At 51.1% G+C, this 19,234-nt stretch carries 15 protein-coding genes, 2 tRNA genes, 3 rRNA genes and 3 pseudogenes; 6 read left to right on the forward strand and 17 right to left on the reverse strand.

The window, feature by feature from the left end:
• Positions 1–4: 4 nt before the first annotated feature.
• From FRZ59_RS18325 to FRZ59_RS18365, 9 genes are all read right to left on the reverse strand, one after another.
• The gene (locus FRZ59_RS18325; RefSeq protein ID WP_147698398.1) at positions 5–970 is read right to left on the reverse strand and encodes a hypothetical protein; all 966 of its coding nucleotides are present in this window, start codon (positions 968–970) and stop codon (positions 5–7) included.
• 15 nt (positions 971–985) lie between these two features.
• Entirely contained in the window at positions 986–1,945 is a 960-nt protein-coding gene (locus FRZ59_RS18330; protein WP_158640671.1) for an MraY family glycosyltransferase, read from the reverse strand.
• A 302-nt stretch (positions 1,946–2,247) separates the two neighbouring features.
• Positions 2,248–4,224, reverse strand: coding sequence for a polysaccharide biosynthesis protein (locus FRZ59_RS18335; protein WP_132130350.1), 1,977 nt, complete (start codon positions 4,222–4,224; stop codon positions 2,248–2,250).
• 560 nt (positions 4,225–4,784) lie between these two features.
• Positions 4,785–4,896: ribosomal RNA gene (gene rrf / locus FRZ59_RS18340) — 5S ribosomal RNA — on the reverse strand.
• Between the two features lie 173 nt (positions 4,897–5,069).
• Positions 5,070–7,995 (reverse strand): 23S ribosomal RNA (locus FRZ59_RS18345).
• A gap of 265 nt (positions 7,996–8,260) precedes the next feature.
• Positions 8,261–8,334, reverse strand: a tRNA-Ala gene (locus FRZ59_RS18350).
• Positions 8,335–8,477: 143 nt separating this feature from the next.
• A tRNA-Ile gene (locus FRZ59_RS18355) sits at positions 8,478–8,551 on the reverse strand.
• A gap of 126 nt (positions 8,552–8,677) precedes the next feature.
• A 16S ribosomal RNA gene (locus FRZ59_RS18360) occupies positions 8,678–10,198 on the reverse strand.
• Together the 16S, 23S and 5S rRNA genes with 2 tRNA genes alongside form the textbook arrangement of a ribosomal RNA operon.
• Before the next feature lie 653 nt (positions 10,199–10,851).
• Positions 10,852–11,241 (reverse strand): CoA-binding protein, encoded by a 390-nt coding sequence (locus tag FRZ59_RS18365; RefSeq protein WP_225975114.1) that lies wholly within the window; start codon positions 11,239–11,241, stop codon positions 10,852–10,854.
• Positions 11,242–11,325: 84 nt separating this feature from the next.
• On the opposite strand from FRZ59_RS18365, the gene FRZ59_RS18370 reads away from it, so the two are divergent.
• The 3 genes from FRZ59_RS18370 to FRZ59_RS18380 are packed head-to-tail and all read left to right on the forward strand — an operon-like array spanning position 11,326 to position 13,203.
• Positions 11,326–11,916, forward strand: coding sequence for a LemA family protein (locus FRZ59_RS18370; protein WP_132127885.1), 591 nt, complete (start codon positions 11,326–11,328; stop codon positions 11,914–11,916).
• Positions 11,917–11,920: 4 nt separating this feature from the next.
• Positions 11,921–12,373 carry a TPM domain-containing protein gene (locus FRZ59_RS18375; protein WP_132127884.1) on the forward strand — a complete coding sequence of 151 codons (453 nt, stop codon included), beginning with the start codon at positions 11,921–11,923 and terminating at the stop codon, positions 12,371–12,373.
• Positions 12,370–13,203, forward strand: a complete 834-nt coding sequence (locus FRZ59_RS18380) for a TPM domain-containing protein (protein WP_132127883.1) — start codon at positions 12,370–12,372, stop codon at positions 13,201–13,203. The genes FRZ59_RS18375 and FRZ59_RS18380 overlap by 4 nt, the downstream gene beginning before the upstream one ends.
• Positions 13,204–13,301: 98 nt before the next feature.
• Here the strand turns inward: FRZ59_RS18380 and FRZ59_RS18385 are convergent, their stop codons facing one another.
• Positions 13,302–14,156, reverse strand: coding sequence for a M20/M25/M40 family metallo-hydrolase (locus tag FRZ59_RS18385; RefSeq protein ID WP_225975115.1), 855 nt, complete (start codon positions 14,154–14,156; stop codon positions 13,302–13,304).
• Positions 14,157–14,283: 127 nt separating this feature from the next.
• On the opposite strand from FRZ59_RS18385, the gene FRZ59_RS18390 reads away from it, so the two are divergent.
• The 3 genes from FRZ59_RS18390 to FRZ59_RS19840 are packed head-to-tail and all read left to right on the forward strand — an operon-like array spanning position 14,284 to position 15,213.
• A complete protein-coding gene (locus FRZ59_RS18390; protein ID WP_132127881.1) occupies positions 14,284–14,433 on the forward strand; it encodes a 30S ribosomal protein THX in 150 nt (49 codons plus the stop codon).
• Positions 14,434–14,440: 7 nt separating this feature from the next.
• Positions 14,441–14,824: an MBL fold metallo-hydrolase gene (locus FRZ59_RS19835; protein WP_349290802.1), complete on the forward strand. Its 384-nt coding sequence runs from the start codon at positions 14,441–14,443 to the stop codon at positions 14,822–14,824.
• Positions 14,734–15,213: an MBL fold metallo-hydrolase gene (locus FRZ59_RS19840; protein WP_349290803.1), complete on the forward strand. Its 480-nt coding sequence runs from the start codon at positions 14,734–14,736 to the stop codon at positions 15,211–15,213. The genes FRZ59_RS19835 and FRZ59_RS19840 overlap by 91 nt, the downstream gene beginning before the upstream one ends.
• A gap of 135 nt (positions 15,214–15,348) precedes the next feature.
• On the opposite strand, the gene FRZ59_RS19275 is transcribed toward FRZ59_RS19840, so the two are convergent.
• The 7 genes and pseudogenes from FRZ59_RS19275 to FRZ59_RS19290 form a co-directional block, all read right to left on the reverse strand.
• Positions 15,349–15,972 carry an aminomethyl-transferring glycine dehydrogenase gene (locus tag FRZ59_RS19275; protein WP_225975116.1) on the reverse strand — a complete coding sequence of 208 codons (624 nt, stop codon included), beginning with the start codon at positions 15,970–15,972 and terminating at the stop codon, positions 15,349–15,351.
• Positions 15,909–16,367: an aminomethyl-transferring glycine dehydrogenase gene (locus FRZ59_RS19280; RefSeq protein ID WP_225975117.1), complete on the reverse strand. Its 459-nt coding sequence runs from the start codon at positions 16,365–16,367 to the stop codon at positions 15,909–15,911. Before FRZ59_RS19280 ends, FRZ59_RS19275 begins: the two co-directional genes overlap by 64 nt.
• Positions 16,368–16,369: 2 nt before the next feature.
• Entirely contained in the window at positions 16,370–16,705 is a 336-nt protein-coding gene (locus FRZ59_RS19285) for a hypothetical protein (protein WP_225975118.1), read from the reverse strand.
• Between the two features lie 37 nt (positions 16,706–16,742).
• Positions 16,743–17,305 (reverse strand): annotated as a pseudogene (locus tag FRZ59_RS19585) (hypothetical protein).
• Positions 17,306–17,333: 28 nt separating this feature from the next.
• Positions 17,334–18,130, reverse strand: a pseudogene (locus FRZ59_RS20075) (hypothetical protein).
• Between the two features lie 63 nt (positions 18,131–18,193).
• Positions 18,194–18,911 (reverse strand): annotated as a pseudogene (locus tag FRZ59_RS18415) (pyridoxine 5'-phosphate synthase).
• An 88-nt stretch (positions 18,912–18,999) separates the two neighbouring features.
• On the reverse strand, positions 19,000–19,161 hold the full coding sequence (locus FRZ59_RS19290; RefSeq protein ID WP_225975119.1) for a hypothetical protein: 162 nt from the start codon (positions 19,159–19,161) through the stop codon (positions 19,000–19,002).
• Positions 19,162–19,234: the final 73 nt, after the last annotated feature.

Consider the following 19,234-nt stretch of genomic DNA (forward strand, 5'->3'; position numbering starts at 1 on the left):
CCAATCAGCGCATTATCAGGGGAATTCCCCCGGAATATTCAACAGGCCGGAAAAAGATGATCGGATTCAGGTATTTCACGTCAAAGCCCCGCTTCCCGGTAGAATCAGCGTTTTGCCACATGATTGATTCAAAAAGCCCCAGGCTCACACGATTGGAAATATTCCAGTCCAGGTAATGAATTACCCCCCATTTCTTCCGGTGCCCTTGCTCGAAGGCAACTTCCGGCGCCTGCAGGTCCTGGAACTGCGCCCACATGATCATATAACGGAGGGGGCCCAGCGATGTGGTGACTTTCAGCGAAGGATAATTGAAACCTACATCCGAAAGCAGCATGGAACGATAGCCATCACCTATGAATTGCTTACTATTGCCCAGTTGGAAATTAAAATGCGAGGACGGGCTATAGGAAACAAAACCCTGAGCGTAGGCCCAGTCAAATGCCTTCCCCCCATTATAAGGTTTATGCTTGCCTTGCCCGGGAAGAATTGATGCTTCGCGGGCAAATTCGTCCAGGTAGCCCGGAAGGGCAGCCTGGTTCTCATAGAAATCCGTATAGAAATATACTTCCTCACCTATCCTTCCCTGCAGGGACAGCCCACGGGTATTCAGCCAGGTTGTCTTATCACCGGAAAACTCTCTCCCAATCTGGAAATCGGGAAGAAAGTCCAGATAAAGTGAATAATCCGGCTTGTCGATCTGGATCAGGTGTTCGGTAAAAAGCTTCCTGTAGAGGAACGTTTCCCTGTTATTAAAAAGGGGAGAAAGCGAATCAGCGCGGCTTCCCCCAAGCGTATCTATTTCATCCTGAAAATAGGAATGCACAGAACTGTGGAACTTATTCCCCAGGCTATAGATCGTCCGGCCGTGAGCGGATTCAAGTTCGTGTGATAAGGGGAGTAGCTGAGAAAAGGCAGACAGGGAGAAAGTGGCCAGAACGAGCCAGGAAGCCAGGAAATAGAATAATCGCATACGCTCAGTTTTTCCTTAGTTATTCAATAACTCTTCCACAAAGGTCTTCCTTTCCGCAGCATTTTCATATTCGGCTTTTCTGAACGGCGTTATTTCCGGCAAATCCAGGGTCTTTCTCGCGATTTTCCTTACCCGTATATCGTATAACCAGAGGGCTACGTTGATTGATTGTGCAAGCAGCAATACAATGATCACCAGCTCAAGAGTTCCTATATACTGAAGCTGAAACGCAAGCAATACAAAAAAGATGTTAACACCTGAAAGCGCTAAAGTAGCCTGCGTATGCGACAAGCCTATATCGATAAGCCGGTGATGCAAATGGTTCCGGTCTGCAATAAAAGGAGACGTCCCCTTTACAATCCGCATAAAAAACACCCGGATGGTATCAAAAATAGGGATAATAAGTACTCCCAGCGCCACCGCCGGAACCGACTTCACGAAGGGTTGCGGATTAACGGTCAGGTCATATTTATTCAACTCCACGAACAGGATAGCAAGGGTGGCAATGACGAATCCGATCGTATAAGAACCGGAATCGCCCATAAAGATCTTTGCGGGGGAAACGTTAAAACGCATAAATCCAAGGATAGCGCCGATCAGCGCAAACGCGATCAGTGCGAAACCCGTATCCCCCATCTGGTAGAAGACAATTCCAAAGGTACTGCAAACGATGATCCCGATACTTCCTGCCAGTCCGTCAATCCCGTCAATAAGGTTAAAAGCGTTCGTCGTAAATACAATGAAAAGTATAGAAACGGCATAGCTTAATTCCTTTGAAATGTCATATATGCCGAGCATTCCATAAAAACTGGTGATCCGTATATCGGCCAGGTACGCGATAATAAATGCCGCCAGTATCTGCGCTGCAAACTTCTTGTACGGGTCCATGCCCACCAGATCGTCCTTAAGTCCGATCGTAAATATGATCACGCCGCTGGCAAGCAGGTAATTGGCGTAAGGTGCCTGCGGAGACATAAAAAGGCCACAGGTAATGAGGAATGAAGTAAAGATGCCAATACCCCCTAAACTGGGTATTCTTCTTTTATGGATCTTCCTAAGCTCAATAGGTTCGTCATAGAGCTTCTTTATCCTCGCAACCCTGATTATTGGAGGAATTGCAAACCATGCAATAGCCATAGCCAATATTACAGCCGAAATAAGAGATACTTCGCCAATCAAAGAGTATATGTTTAATTATGTCAAATAGAAAGACACTTCAAAAGTAGAAAATAAAAGTTAAAAAACCAGAAGGAATATAAAAAAGAAAGCGCCCGCAATCAGGGGATTAGATCAAATTCCTTATCCAGCTGTTCGTAAACAGAATTATTGCTGATGAATTCCGGAAGGATTTTTTTCATCTTCGCCACTACTGCCTTCTCCGGCCCCTGGTTCGCGGCGGCGGCGATAAGCGAATCGATCTGCTTGGAAATCGTTTCAAAATCGTATTCCCTGACCGTAGCGATCATAATCTTTTCGTTGTAGGTAGGCAGGGAGTTTTCCTTGTTATTCAGTAATTCCTCATAGAGTTTCTCTCCGGGGCGAAGACCGGTAAACTCAATTTTAATGTCCTTGTCAGGGGTAAACCCGGCCAGGCGGATCATTTTCTTCGCCAGATCAACGATCTTTACCGAGTCCCCCATATCAAAAACGAAGATCTCTCCGCCATTGCCCATGGACCCAGCTTCCAAAACCAGCTGACAGGCTTCCGGGATGGTCATAAAATACCGCGTAATTTCCGGATGGGTGACCGTGAGAGGGCCGCCTTTTTCCAGCTGTGCCTTAAATAAGGGGATCACCGACCCATTGGAACCCAGCACATTCCCAAACCTGGTAGTGATGAATCGTGTTGAAATGATGGGATCGATCAACACTTTCTTATCAATGCCGTTACTAAGTTCTTTGTTCAGGCCAGCGTTAAAAGAATGCTCGCCCGCGTATTTGTTCAGTCCCTGAATGTAAATTTCCGCTATCCGCTTCGAGGCGCCCATGACATTCGTAGGGTTCACAGCCTTATCCGTTGAGATCATTACAAATTTCTCAAGGCCGTATTGTACTGCAAGATCCGCTACATTCTTGGTACCCAGTACATTGGTAAGAATTGCCTCGGAAGGATGATGTTCCATAATGGGAACATGCTTGTAAGCCGCGGCGTGATAAACAAATTGGGGTCGAAATTTCTCAAAAAGACAGGTCAACCTGTTCTTGTCCCGGACGTCCGCAACAAAAGATTCAAAATTCACCTGGCGGAATTCCTCCCTTAACTCAAGCTCCAGCGAATTCAGCGGCGTTTCAGCCTGATCACAAAGGACGATCCTTTTGGGTTTATATCTTGCCACCTGACGCACTATCTCACTTCCAATGGACCCGGCGGCACCCGTTACCAGCAAACACTGATCCTTTAGCTGATTTTCAATGGACTCGTTGTGGATCACAATGGCTTCACGCTCAAGCAGTTCCTCAATTTTTACGTCCCTAATCTGGGCTGTTTTAAGCCGGCCGTTTATCCATTGTTCAGGAGGAGGCACGACCAGCACCTTCAGATTATGCGAAAGGCACCAATCCACAAATTCCACCTTACGTTCGGGACTTATTTTTTGAGAGGAGATAATGATCTGTTCAATCTTATGTTTTTCGATAATGCGCTCCAGGCGGTCAAAACGGGTACTTAAAATGGGCAGGCCGTCCATTTTCTTTTGCGCCTTTACCGGATCATCGTCCAGAAATCCCACTACTTTTAAACCCAGGCGGTCGTCATTATTGATCACCCGTTTTGAAATCAAACCGGATCGGCCTGCGCCGAAAATGAGTGCTTTACGTTTGGTAATATTTTGATGCTGAAAGTAATCAAACACCTGCTTGATCAAGGTCCGGTAAGAAATCAGTAAAAGGGAGCTGCAGAGAAAGTGTATAACAATGATAGAATACGGTATCAGGTTCCCATCCAGTTTGTTATAGGCATAAATGCCGTTGGCGACAAACAGAAGGATCGTGGCAAGGGTCGTTACTCGCAGTATCCGGATAGCGTCCTGGATCCCGGTATATCTCACGATGCCTGCGTAGGTGCGAAACAACAGGAAGAGAACAATGTTGACCGGCAGAATTACCTGAATAGCGCTGGAAAACCACTCCGGCCGGATATCCGTAAGGTTAAAGTTAAATCTCAGCAGAAAAGAAAGCAGTACAGAAGCTGCACAAAGGGATACATCTATTACAAAGATGATCCACCTGGGAGTGGTACGTAATTTCTTTAGCAAAGTCGTTATATTTACTTAAAAATAGCAATCTCCAACTCGCCCATCTCACTTAATCGCCGAATAACAAGCAAAAACTATGACAAAAAACATTTTCACCGGCTCTTTATAGAAAAAAAACTACAAGTAATTTAATACCAGGCTCAAACAAACCGGCGCCTCCGCGTTTGCGAAGTTAGTGAAATACTTTTCAATTTAGTTATCTTAAAATAGTTAACTAAAAAAATGCGCGGGCCGGATCGCAGCGACTGCGCATCGCCGGCGGCGGTAGGCCGTTGGCAATGGGCCGTTGGGTTGGTCGGGTTAGCAGGCCAGGGGTTGGCCGGTGAGCGGCGCCGGCGGGGGGTAGGCCGTTGGCAATGGGCCGTTGGGATGGTCGGGTTAGCAGGCCAGGGGTTGGCCGGTTGATTGGCTGATTAGTAGGCCGGGGTTCGGCGGCAGTGGGATGGTGGCGGCCCGTGGCAATGGCTGGTGCCCGGCCCCGCCCTGGCAGCGGCGGGCTATAGGGCGCTATAAACAAGAAAAGGCTGTTGCCTTTGCAGCAACAGCCTTTCTTCAATAATATCCGGCACCGACCTACTCTCCCACGTGTTACCGCAGTACCATCGGCGCAGGCGGGCTTAACTTCTCTGTTCGGGATGGGAAGAGGTGGACACCGCCGCTGTAGGCACCTGAATTTTTTTAGTTTGTAGTTGGTAGTTTCCAGTTTTTAGTGCCCAGCGCCTGCCAGGCACCAACTATAAACTTTCAACGCTGAACTATAAACTGTTCAAATATCTTGACATGTACCGGAAGAAGTTGTTCAACTCAGTGTGCGACCATCATTCCCTGGCGTCGGTCTTCCTTCTTAAAGAAAGCCATCGGGTAATTAGTACTGCTCGGCTTTGATGTTACCACCTGTAGACCTGCAGCCTATCTACGTCGTCGTCTTCGACGTCCCTCAAGGGAAGCCTCATCTTGTGGCGAGTTTCGCACTTAGATGCTTTCAGCGCTTATCTCTTCCCGGCGTAGCTACCCAGCCGTGCCCTTGGCAGAACAACTGGTACACCAGCGGCCAGTCCAACCCGGTCCTCTCGTACTAAGGTCAGCTCCACTCAAGCTTCCTACGCCCACAACAGATAGGGACCGAACTGTCTCGCGACGTTCTGAACCCAGCTCGCGTGCCACTTTAATGGGCGAACAGCCCAACCCTTGGGACCTTCTCCAGCCCCAGGATGTGACGAGCCGACATCGAGGTGCCAAACCTCCCCGTCGATATGAGCTCTTGGGGGAGATCAGCCTGTTATCCCCAGAGTACCTTTTATCCTTTGAGCGATGGCCCTTCCATACAGAACCACCGGATCACTATATCCGTCTTTCGACCCTGTTCGACTTGTCGGTCTCACAGTCAAGCTCCCTTTTGCTATTGCACTCCACGCACGGTTACCAAGCGTGCTGAGGGAACCTTTGAAAGCCTCCGTTACTTTTTTGGAGGCGACCACCCCAGTCAAACTACCCACCACGCACTCTCCCCGTATAACGGGTTAGACACCAGCTACAGAAAGGGTGGTATTTCAAGGGTGACTCCACAGAGCCTTGCGACCCCGCTTCATAGTCTCCCACCTATCCTACACATCCTGTAGCCGATATCAATGCGAAGTTGTAGTGAAGGTTCATGGGGTCTTTCCGTCCCGTTGCGGGTAAACGGCATCTTCACCGTTACTTCAATTTCACCGAGCTCGTGGCTGAGACAGTGCCCAGATCGTTACACCATTCGTGCAGGTCGGAACTTACCCGACAAGGAATTTCGCTACCTTAGGACCGTTATAGTTACGGCCGCCGTTTACCGGGGCTTCGATTCAATGCTTCGCCCATTACTGGACTAACATCCCCTCTTAACCTTCCGGCACCGGGCAGGTGTCAGGCCGTATACCTCATCTTACGATTTGGCACAGCCATGTGTTTTTGCTAAACAGTCGCCTGGGCCGTTTCACTGCGCCCCCGTATTGCTACGGGGGGCCCCTTCTCCCGAAGTTACAGGGCCATTTTGCCGAGTTCCTTAGCCACGACTCACTCGAGCACCTTAGGATTCTCTCCCCGGATACCTGTGTCGGTTTGCGGTACGAGGATCAATGGGCTGATGCTTAGAGGGTTTTCTCGGCAGTCTGATTACCCGCACTATCCACGCAGCCGAAGCTTTGTGGTACTATCAGGTCTCGGCAAACCAGGGGGATTTGCCTCCCCGGCCTATACCTACCTCCCTTTAACCGGCTATTCCGTCAGCCGGCGGCGGTGTCACTCCTGCGTCGCCTCGTCGCACCCATTGATCGTATCGGAATATTAACCGATTTTCCATCGGATGGCCCCGCTAGGCGCGGGGGACTCCTTAGGTCCCGACTAACCCTGATCCGATTAGCGTTGATCAGGAAACCTTATCCTTTCGGTGGGCGGGTTTCTCACCCGCCTTATCGTTACTTATGCCTACATTTGCTTTTCCAATCCCTCCAGCATCCCTTACGGAATACCTTCACTGCGATTGGAATGCTCCCCTACCTTTCAGAATAAATTCTGAAACCAAAGCTTCGGTAGCGCGCTTGATGCCCGTTTATTATCCATGCCCGGTCGCTCGACTAGTGAGCTGTTACGCACTCTTTAAATGAATGGCTGCTTCCAAGCCAACATCCTAGCTGTCTCTGCAACCGGACCTCGTTAGTTCAACTTAGCGCACATTTGGGGACCTTAGCTGTTGGTCTGGGTTCTTTCCCTCTCGGCCCGGGACCTTAGCACCCCAGGCCTCACTGCAATGTACATGTACCCGGCATTCGGAGTTTAGCTGGATTTGGTAGGATGTGACTCCCCCGCATCCAATTAGTAGCTCTACCTCCGGGTCATTTTACCATCACGCTGTTCCTAAAAACATTTCGGGGAGTACGAGCTATTTCCCAGTTTGATTGGCCTTTCACCCCTACCCTCAAGTCATCCAAATGCTTTTCAACGCATACTGGTTCGGACCTCCATGACCTGTTACGGCCACTTCATCCTGCTCAAGGGTAGATCACAAGGTTTCGCGTCTGACTCCACTGACTATGCGCCCTGTTCAGACTCGCTTTCGCTTCGGCTGCGCCCCTTCCTGGGGCTTAACCTTGCCAGTGAAGATCAACTCGTAGGCTCATTATGCAAAAGGCACGCCGTCATCCCCTTCCGTTCCGAAGAACGGCGGGACTCCGACCGCTTGTAAGCGCAGGGTTTCAGGTTCTATTTCACTCCCCTGTGCGGGGTGCTTTTCACCTTTCCCTCACGGTACTGGTTCACTATCGGTCTCTCAGGAGTATTTAGCCTTACCGGATGGTGCCGGCCGGTTCAAACAGGGCTTCTCCTACCCCGTCCTACTCAGGATACCCGCCTTACTTCTTTATTTACCCTTACACGGCTCTCACGCTCTATGGCAGGCCTTCCCAGACCTTTCAGGTTCATGCCGAAGTAATTATGCAGGTCCTACAACCCCGTGCGTGCCGTAACACGCATGGTTTGGGCTAATCCGCGTTCGCTCGCCACTACTTACGGAATCACTATTGTTTTCTCCTCCTCTGCCTACTTAGATGTTTCAGTTCAGCAGGTTTGCTTCCACAGGCTCAAGGCCTGCAGACATCTGGCCTTCAGCCAGATAGGTTGCCCCATTCGGATATCCGCGGATCAATTCGTATGTGCCGATCCCCGCGGCTTTTCGCAGCTTATCACGTCCTTCATCGCCTCTGAGAGCCAAGGCATCCACCCTGCGCCCTTCCTTACTTTCTTTATGTCCGCCGCCGCTAAGGATAGCAGCTGCGGACTCTCATCGTACGCTTTTGCTCGTACGATGAGCGTTTCTTTCGCTCGTACGCGCCGTCGTGCCGGATGAATACCCCCGTAAGGGCCCATCGCCTGCAGACAGCACGCCGATGATCGTCGTACTCTTGTTTTAACAACTTCTTCCAGTATGTCAAAGAACTTTTCTTCAGTTTGTTTCCTTCTCTGTTGGCGGGGCTCGTCACCCCGGCCTGATAAAGGAAACCCTGAATCGTGGAGAATAACGGATTCGAACCGTTGACCCCCTGCGTGCAAGGCAGGTGCTCTAGCCAGCTGAGCTAATTCCCCGTAGTTAGTTCAACGTTTAAGGTTTAAAGTTCAATGTTTAAGATTCATCTTTGAACTTTGAACGGTTGCCAAGGCAACCCTGAAACCTTGATCGGTTGCGCAGCAACCCTGAAACCTTGAACTGTTGCAAAGCAACTGATAAGTAGTCCCGAGCAGACTTGAACTGCTGACCCCTACATTATCAGTGTAGTGCTCTAACCAACTGAGCTACGGGACTCTGTTGAATGTGCTTCCGCCCCCCAAAAGGGTAGCGGCAACATTTAACAGGTTTCTCCTGTCTCGTTTCTTTAAAATGATCTTGAAAGGCAGCAGTTCCTGCTTGCTTGGGAGGGCTTCCCTCCAGAAAGGAGGTATTCCAGCCGCACCTTCCGGTACGGCTACCTTGTTACGACTTAGCCCCAGTCACCAGTTTTACCCTTAGCCGCTCCTTGCGGCAACGGCCTTCAGGTACCCCCGGCTCCCATGGCTTGACGGGCGGTGTGTACAAGGCCCGGGAACGTATTCACCGCGTCATTGCTGATACGCGATTACTAGCGAATCCAACTTCATGAGGTCGAGTTGCAGACCTCAATCCGAACTGTGATAGCCTTTTTGAGATTGGCTCCCTTTTGCAAGGTCGCTGCCCTCTGTAGCTACCATTGTAGCACGTGTGTAGCCCTGGACGTAAGGGCCATGATGACTTGACGTCGTCCCCTCCTTCCTCACTGCTTGCGCAGGCAGTCTCACCAGAGTCCCCAGCTTTACCTGCTGGCAACTGATGATAGGGGTTGCGCTCGTTGCGGGACTTAACCCAACACCTCACGGCACGAGCTGACGACAGCCATGCAGCACCTAGTTTTGTGCCCCGAAGGGAGGGCGCCTTTCAGCGCCGGTCACTCACTTTCAAGCCCAGGTAAGGTTCCTCGCGTATCATCGAATTAAACCACATGCTCCTCCGCTTGTGCGGGCCCCCGTCAATTCCTTTGAGTTTCAACCTTGCGGTCGTACTCCCCAGGTGGAGAACTTAACGCTTTCGCTGTGCCGCTGACATTCTATCGCCAACAGCTAGTTCTCATCGTTTACTGCGTGGACTACCAGGGTATCTAATCCTGTTTGATCCCCACGCTTTCGTGCCTCAGCGTCAATCAAAGCTTAGTAAGCTGCCTTCGCAATCGGTGTTCTGTGGCATCTCTATGCATTTCACCGCTACTTGCCACATTCCGCCTACCTCAACTTTATTCAAGCCCGCCAGTATCAAAGGCATTTCTGCGGTTAAGCCGCAACCTTTCACCTCTGACTTAACAGGCCGCCTACGCACCCTTTAAACCCAATAAATCCGGATAACGCTTGCATCCTCCGTATTACCGCGGCTGCTGGCACGGAGTTAGCCGATGCTTATTCGTAAGGTACCTTCAACCCCGGACACGTCCGGGGGTTTATTCCCTTACAAAAGCAGTTTACAACCCATAGGGCCGTCTTCCTGCACGCGGCATGGCTGGATCAGGCTTGCGCCCATTGTCCAATATTCCTTACTGCTGCCTCCCGTAGGAGTCTGGTCCGTATCTCAGTACCAGTGTGGGGGGTCATCCTCTCAGATCCCCTACTGATCGTTGCCTTGGTGAGCCGTTACCTCTCCAACCAGCTAATCAGACGCATGCCCATCTTCAGTCGATAAATCTTTAACAAATATCCCCATGCGGGGCCCCTGTGTTATGCGGTATTAATCCGGGTTTCCCCGGGCTATCCCCCAACTGAAGGCAGGTTGCATACGCGTTACGCACCCGTGCGCCACTCTCACAGGGCCGAAGCCCTGCTACCGTTCGACTTGCATGTATTAAGCCTGCCGCTAGCGTTCATCCTGAGCCAGGATCAAACTCTCCGTTGTATTTGCTCTTTTGTCACATCTCCCCTCCCGTTCCGTCTTGCGACCGCCCGGAAGTGAAGCTGACTGCGGCCGTCGCCCGAAAGCGACAGCCCCTTAATATCTGTACGGAAGCCCTTCCCTTGTAAGCACACTATCGATTTCTCGATAGCTCAGAACTGCTACCTTTTCTTAAGATCATTCTTTCAAAGAACTTTTTATCAGCTTTCCCGCTTTCCGCTTCCCCTTTTAAAAGGGACCGCTTCCGCAGCGCTGCCTGTTCGTCTTCTTCATTTTTTCATCCGCCGGACCATCCGTCTGGCGGAAACTCCCTCCCGGTTTCCCGTCGGGGCTGCAAAGGTAGGAAAAGTTTTTCTGATTACCAATGCTTTTTTTAAAATTTTATTTTCCCGTCTTTTTCGCTAAAACTCCCGAAGCAATGTTCGCTAAAAGCGGGCTACAAAGGTAATAAAAAATCGATCAACTTAAATGGTTTCGGCATAAAATATTTCCTGTTTTATCGTATAAAACTCATAGTTGCCTCATTCTTAGGATCGACAACATAAATCCATTGCTTTAAACCACGGTTCTTTCTTCCGGCGACTTCAATCCGGCTTAGCGGAATCTGTTAAAAACCTCCCTTAACCCAGGCAGAGCAAAAGCGGCCCACTGTTTATTTAATAACTACCGGTGGACAGCATCACCAGCGTGCAGCCTTCTTCCACGGCAATGCCCATTGACAGGGCGAGGTTTTTAAGAACCGGGTTTTCGGCGCCCGGATTAAAAATGATCCTTTTCGGCTTAGCAGCCAAAATCTGATCATGATACATCTTTTGGTTGGCGGCGTTCAGGTACATCGTCACCGTATGAATATCTTTATCCGACGGGAATGCATTCAGAATGGGAACACCTGCTGCCTCCCCGGCCCTCCTGCCTACTGCCACAACGGGATGCCCGTGTGCAAGGAGCCGGCTGACGGCGAGAAAAGCGTACCTCCCGGGATTAGCCGTAGCCCCAAGTACCAGGGTTTTAATTTTTGATGCATCGCTCATTACTACCTTTAACATGGGCTGGGAAAATATGTTTATTCATCTTTTGGAAAACAATACGCGGATTTTCGTAGTTTAGCTATCGAACCGAAAAAAACGAATATGAAAAAAGGAATTATTGCGCTGATCGTTGTGGTTGTCCTTGGACTTGTCCTATACGGCTGCGGGAAAAGCACTTATAACAATATGGTCACCCTGGAACAGCAAACAGAGGCCCAGTGGGCCCAGGTGGAAAATGTTTACCAGCGCCGGGCCGACCTGATCCCTAACCTGGTGGCCACGGTAAAAGGATATGCGGATTTTGAACAGGAAACGCTTACCCAGGTAATTGAAGCACGTTCAAAGGCGACTTCTGTTAACCTGGATGCTTCCAACTTAACGCCGGAGACGATGCAGCAGTTTCAGCAGGCTCAGGGAGAACTGAGTTCTGCGCTGAGCCGTTTGATGGTCGTGGTTGAAAAATATCCTGACCTGAAAGCGAACCAAAACTTCCTGGCGCTTCAATCGCAGCTGGAAGGGACCGAAAACCGCATCAGTGTGGAACGAAACAAATTCAACGAAGTTACCCGCCAGTACAATACGACCATTAAAACTTTTCCCAACGTATTATTTGCCGGCATGTTCGGGTTTCAGGAAAGAGGTTATTTCCAGGCGGACGCAGGAGCAGAAAATCCCCCGCAGGTAGAATTTTAACGATATGCCCTTATTTGAAAAGGAAAACCAGGAGCGGATCAAAGCCGCTATCCAGGAAGCAGAAAAAAAGACTTCGGGCGAAATAAGAGTTTGCGCTGAAAAGCATTGCCCCGAAGAAATACTTGACCGGGCAGCCTGGTACTTTGACCAGCTGAATATGCAAAAAACAGCCGCCAGGAACGGCGTGCTTATTTATATTGCCATTGCCGATCACCAGTTCGCCATTATTGGCGATGCCGGCATCAATGCAATAGTAGGGAATGAATTCTGGGACGAAACCCGGGATACCATGATTCCTTATTTTAAGCGGGGGGAACTGACCGAAGGCCTTATTGCCGGCATTGAAAAAGCAGGTCTTGCCCTGGCCGAGCATTTCCCCGGCACTACAACAGACCGCAACGAATTACCGGACGATATCGTGCTGGGCGACGGTACTTCCGAGAACAACAACCAATGAAAAGGATCCTTTTTAATTTCGTTCTTACTTTTTGCGGACTGACCGCTTCATCCATACTGGTTTCCGCGCAGGATTTTCCGGAACCTTCCACTCCGCCCAAACTTGTCAACGACTTCGCCGGCGTGTTGCAGGCAGATGAAGCGGCTCGCCTGGAACAAAAGCTGGTGGCTTTTGACGACAGTACTTCCACACAGATCGCTGTCGTGTTCATTCGCACGGTAGGAGGTTATGATATTGCCCAGTACGGGGCTCAGCTTGCAGAGAAATGGGGCATTGGCCAGGCAGATAAGCGTAACGGCGTTCTTATTCTTACTGCCGTCGATGACCGTAAGGTCGCGATCCAGGTTGGCTATGGACTGGAACCGGTAATTACCGATGCTATTTCCAGGCTGATTATAGAACAGGACCTGGCTCCTCATTACCGGCAGCAGCAATACTATGAAGGCGTAAACCAGGCCACGAACAAGTTAATGCAGCTGGCCGTTGGAGAATTCCCGGCGGATATAAAACAAGCCCTGGCAAATAAAGAGAAGGGCGGCAAAGTAGGCGGCTTTATATTTCTGGCTATTTTCGTGGTGGCCATTCTCTTGCTTTTCAGCGGCCGGAAAAAACGCGCCCAGCATATCGGATCAGGACGCAGCGGTGTTCCACCGGTCATTTTCGGCGGATTTCTGGGCGGAATGCTTGGCGGAAGACACCACAGGGGTTACTGGGGCGATTTTCACGGCGGCGGCGGCAGCTTCGGCGGAGGAGGCGGATTTGGAGGCGGCGGGTTCGGAGGCTTCGGCGGAGGCAGTTTCGGAGGCGGCGGCGCCAGCGGAGGATGGTAAATCCTCTCAGGGCTTTATAAATTCCAGTTTAGGTAATTCCATCGCGTTTTCAATGAGCCGGATACCAATTTCTAAAATTGCTGCTTCGGATTTTACATCTACTTTTTCCGTATCATCTCCTGGCATATGGTAATCTTCATGCCCCCCGGTATGTAAAAAAGCACCGGCAGATCCTTTGCGTAAAAGGAACCATGATCGGACCCGCCGCTTCCGGCAGGATCGGTAAAAAATTTCACCTTCCCTTCCGCGCCTTCAAAAATTTCCGGCCAGGAAGGACTGGTCCCGTATCCGCCGATGCCTACGCCCCGTTCAGGGTTATACCTCCCGATCATATCCATATTCAGCATAAAGTTAACGGAAGAGAGGGGAATCGTGGGATGGCCTGTAAAATATTTTGATCCCAGCAGGCCCAGTTCTTCCGCTGAAAAGGCAATAAAGAGGAAGTTATACGGCTCTTTTAGTTTTCCGGACGAAAAATAATGGGCCATTTCAAGCAGGCCGGCAACGCCCGAGGCATTATCATCAGCTCCGTTATGGATCTTCCCTTCAGGATGCGGGTCCTTGGAACTCCCCTGCCTGCCTTCTCCCAGGTGATCGTAATGCGCTCCTATAATGATGGTATATTCCGCTCCGTTATCCAAAAAACCGATTACGTTCCGGGCAGTTCGCAGGCTATCGTCCACCTTTACTCGCGTCACCTTTGCGGTAAAAGGCTGAAAATAGCCTTCCGTTCCTTTAGGTGCAAGACCGTAGTCTCCGAACCGCCCGGCAATGTAGGCTGCCGCACGACGGGTTCCCTCCGAGCCGGTGCCCCGGCCTTTCATTTCATCGGAAGCCAGAAAATTTATATGCTCCGCAATCCGGGCCGGGTCAGGGCCGGTAGTTTCCTGCTGCGCGGAAGTGCAGCCGTATATCGTGAGACAGGCGAAGAAAAGAAGAAGTTTATATTGCATCCGGAAAGTTTTAGCGCAAAAATATCATTTTAGCAGGATTTTCAAACTGAAACTGACCGCGTCTACCTGCGGCAGCCCACCTGCAATGTAAACGGCATTTCGTATATTAGTGGCAAATCACAATTTTATGGGAAAAGGAGATAAAAAAAGCAAAAGAGGGAAGATCATCCTTGGTAGTTACGGCGTAAGCCGGCCGCATAAAAAACAACAAAGCGCACAGGAAGCTGCGCCGGAGGAAAAAAAGGCAAAGGAACCGAAGAATAAAAAGTCGAAATAAGAACGTATTGAAAGCATTTCCACTGTATGAAGGCACCTATTCGGTTGACCAGAGTAAAAAATTCATTCCCTTTGATCCGGCCCTCCATTCGCATAGTGACCGGCCCGGCTCCCTGTTTATAAATGTGCAGCCATTCCTTGTTGATACAGGAAAAGATCTGCTGCTGCTGGATGCCGGACTCGGTTTTACCAATCCGCAAGGCGAGCTGATCCTCCACCGGAATATCCGCGACCTGGGTTACCAGCCGGGTGATGTAAATAAGGTGCTGATGAGCCATTTGCATTTTGATCATTCAGGGGAATGGTGCAGGACCGCTACGGCCGGTACGAACCCAGCTTTCCGCAGGCTGAATATTATGTGCAGCGGGAAGAATTTGAACATGCCCTGCTGAAGCCTTCCCGTTCCTATTACAAGCCCATGCTGGAAGCCATGCAGCGCTCCGGAAACATGGTGCTGCTGGAAGGTAGCGGAACCATCGGAAACGGCATACATTATGAACTGACCGGCGGGCATTCGGAGTTCCACCAGGTATTCCTGCTGGACCTTACCGGCGTTACTTATTTTTTTGGCGGTGACGTCCTACCGGAACCGGAACAGCTTCAACGAAAGTTCATTGCCAAATACGATTTTGATGGCCGGAAATCCATGCAATTACGGCAGGAATACGGGCTAAAAGCCGCAAAAGAAGGCTGGATCTGCCTTTTCTATCATTCCGACACCATTGCCAGCGGCCGGGTAAGGCACGAAAAAGAAGCCTTCCTTATCGACCAGGCCGGTTGACCCTGAGGCTGCGCACCGGCCTTGCATCCGGATGCCGGCGTGCGAAAAGCGGCGGTGGCCCGCCAAAGCTGTGCTGGAAAGGGAAGGCCCTCAATAATCTGGTCTCAGCGCCGGGGGGTCCGGCTTTTCCCGGAGCTAGCTGTAGCTGTCCGGAGGCGGGCAGGTACACATCAGGTTCCTGTCCCCGTAAGTTTCGTTTATCCGGGAAACCGAGGGCCAGAATTTCCTGTCGCGAACCCAATCAAGCGGGAAAGCTGCTTTTTGCCTTGCGTACGGCCGGTCCCACTGGTCGGAAGCGATCACGTTTGCGGTATGAGGCGCCATCTTCAGCAAGTTGACCGTTTTATTACCTTCTGCTGCGATCTCGTCAATTTCCGCGCGGATGCCTATCATCGCTTCGCAAAACCTGTCCAATTCCTCCTGCGGTTCACTTTCAGTGGGTTCCACCATTAATGTACCTGCTACCGGGAAGGAAACGGTAGGCGCATGGAAGCCGTAATCCATTAAGCGTTTGGCTATATCGCTTACTTCCACACCCGAAGCCTTGAAGGCCCGGCAGTCCAGGATCATTTCATGTCCCACGCGGCCGTTCCTGCCGGCATATAAAATAGGATAATGCTTTTCCAGCCTTGCTTTCAGGTAGTTCGCGTTCAGGATCGCGTAGCGGGTGGCATCCGTCAGGCCGCCGGCTCCCATCATCCGGATATAAGCATGGGAAATAACCAGGATTCCGGCGCTGCCCCAGGGAGCGGCAGACACGGCATGAATGGCCTTTTCGCCGGCGGGAGGTAGCGCAGGATGGCCGGGAAGATAAGGTACCAGGTGTTCGGCCACGCCAATGGGGCCATTCCCGGCCCTCCTCCCCCATGGGGGATGCAAAAGGTCTTATGAAGGTTAAGATGACACACATCCGCGCCGATCAGGCCCGGGCTGGTCAGCCCCACCTGCGCGTTCATATTCGCCCCATCCATATAAACCTGGCCGCCATGCTCATGTATGACGGAACAGATCTCGATAATTCTTTCTTCGAAAACGCCGTGGGTAGACGGATAGGTAACCATCAGGGCGGCGAGGCTGTCGCTGTGTGCAGCCGCCTTTTCCTTCAGGTCAGGGACGTCAATATTGCCGTTCTCATCGCAACGGACCACCACCACCTTCAATCCGGCAATGGTCGCGCTGGCAGGATGGTTCCATGCGCGGACGAAGGAATCAGCACGACGTCCCGGCCGGCTTCTCCCCGGTCGCGATGGTATTCGCGGATCACCATTAACCCCGCATACTCCCCCTGCGCCCCTGAGTTGGGCTGAAAGCTGAAGGCCGCAAAGCCCGTGATCTCACATAAGGCTTTGTCCAGTTCACCAATCAATTGCATATAACCGCCCACCTGGTCGGTAGGCGCAAAGGGATGAATATTACAGAATTCAGGCCAGGTAACCGGAAGCATTTCCGTGGTGGCATTCAGCTTCATGGTGCATGAGCCCAGGGGGATCATTGAGTGGGTCAGCGAAAGGTCCTTATTCTCCAGGCTTTTATATAGCGCAGCATCTCATGTTCAGAATGATGCCTGCTGAAGACCGGGTGTTCCAGGAGTTTTCCCGCACGCTGCAGGGAAGCGGGATTCGCGCCTCCACTTCCGCGGCGGGAACCGCCTCTTCCGCCCGGCGTCCGGCTACACGCGCAAAAATGGCAATGATCAGCTCCAGGTCTTCCCTCGTAGTTGTTTCATCAAGTGAAATGCTTACCAGGGAATTATCAAAATAGCGAAAGTTCAGTTCATTGTCTACCGCATCCTTATGGATACTCTCCTTCAGCTGGCCTGCATCAATGCATAAGGTGTCAAAAACGAAGGATTGAGCTGCCGGTAGCCTAGCCTTTCGAGCGCTTCCGACAGGGCCGCCGCCAGGCCGTGGATCCTTAGGGCGATGGCCTTAATGCCATCCGGCCCGTGGTAAACAGCATACATGCCTGCCATGATCGCCAGCAAGGCCTGAGCCGTACAAATATTGGAAGTTGCTTTCTCCCTCCTGATGTGCTGTTCCCTGGTTTGAAGGGCCATGCGCATGGCAGGCTTGCCTTCCGCGTCCACGGACACGCCAATAATACGGCCCGGAATAGCGCGCTTATAAGCTTCCGGGTAGCGAAATATGCCGCATGCGCCCTCCGAAATTCATCGGTACTCCGAAACGCTGCGTACTTCCCACCACCACGTCCGCTCCAAATTCCGAAGGCGGACGAAGCACAGCGAGGCTCATTAAATCCGCTATCACGCTCAGTTTGATGCCTCTTCATGACAGCGCGCTGAAAAATCGGAATAGTCATGTACTTCGCCGTTCCCGCGGGTATTGAACAACCGCTCCGAACATTCGGCATGGAGTTCCGCCGACCGGTGATCCCTTGCAACAGGTAACACCCAGGGAAGCAGCGCGGGTTTAAGCACGTCCAGGGTTTGCGGGAAAATATCGTCCGAAACAAAATAAGCGTTGGCCTCTTTATTGGTACGCAATGCAAATTGCATCGCCATTGCTTCGGCGGCCGCCGTACTCTCGTCCAGCAGGGAAGCATTGGCAATTTCCATCCCCGTGAGGTCCGTCACCATGGTCTGGAAATTCAGCAATGCTTCCAGCCGCCCCTGCGCAATTTCTGCCTGTAAGGCGTATACTGGTATACATCCCGGGTCTCCAGTATATTTCTCCGGATGACCCCGGAACAATCGTATCATAGTATCCCTGCCCGATATAGGATTTGAAAACTTTATTCCGTGAAGCAATCTGCGCGGTGCGGCGAAGGTATTCATCTTCCGTTTGAGCCGGCGGAAGGTCCAGCGGCTTTTTAGGCGGATAGCGGCAGGAATGGTTTCTTCGATTAAGCGGTCAAGGGAGGAAACGCCAATAGCTTCCAGCATGGCTGCCGTTTCCATTTCTCCCGGCCGATATGCCGTCAGCAAAGCCTCCCCGGGGGAGCGTGTTTATTTCATTAATAGTCAGACTAATTGTCTCAGATATAATTGAATGGTATTTTCAAGGCCAAAATAGAGGGCGTCGCAGATCAAGGCGTGACCAATGGATACTTCCGCCAGCTCCGGCATATTTTCCCGGAGATACCGAAGATTATGCAAGTCAAGATCGTGCCCGGCATTGATTTCCAGGCCCAGGGAGGCACCCAGGCGGGCAGCCTCAAGATAGGGTTTAACAGCGGCTTCCCGGTTATCGGCGTAAGCTCTGGCATACCCTTCGGTATAAAGTTCCACGCGGTTGGTGCCTGTTTCGGCGGCAATGAATAATCATCTCCGGAACAGGGTCGACGAAAATAGAAGTACGAATCCCTGTGATTGCAGGAATGAAATAATTTCCTTCAGGTATTCCTTGTGTTTCAACGTATCCATCCGGCATTAGACGTAATCGCATTGTCAGCATCCGGCACCAGGGTACACTGCGCCGGCTGTACCTTTTGAACCAATTCCAGGAAGCGGTCATTCGGTTTCCCTTCTATATTGAATTCCGTGGTCAGCAGCGGCTTCAGATCCAGTACATCCTGGTAGCGAATATGCCTTTCATCGGGCCGCGGGTGTACAGTAATGCCTGGGCGCCGAAGCGTTCGCAGTTCAGGGCTACGCTGACCAGGTTAGGATTATCTCCGCCCCGGGCATTTCGCAGGGTAGCGATCTTATTGATATTGACCGATAACTTGGACTTGCCAATATCATGCAAACGCCTTAAAGCCTAGTTTCCGTCCGTCCAGGTATTATTCCCGGGTTAATATCCGGTAAACGACTTTCAGGATCAATAACTACCGACTGCAAACTGGTTTTGGAATCCAGCTTAAAGGTCCATTCCCCGCCCGCTGCCAGATTTCCACCGGCAATTTCAGCGTATGTTCTTTTCCATTGCTTTCGGTAACGACCAGGGGGACCGGCATGGCCATCCTGTCCAGGTTCTCAATCGTGATCAAGGCGCCATTTGCAGGATCGCCGTCAACGTATGCTACGCCGCTTACGCCCTGGTCAAGGGTGTAATTATTATAG

The organism is Anseongella ginsenosidimutans (assembly GCF_008033235.1).
Classification (GTDB): Bacteria; Bacteroidota; Bacteroidia; order Sphingobacteriales; family Sphingobacteriaceae; genus Anseongella; species Anseongella ginsenosidimutans.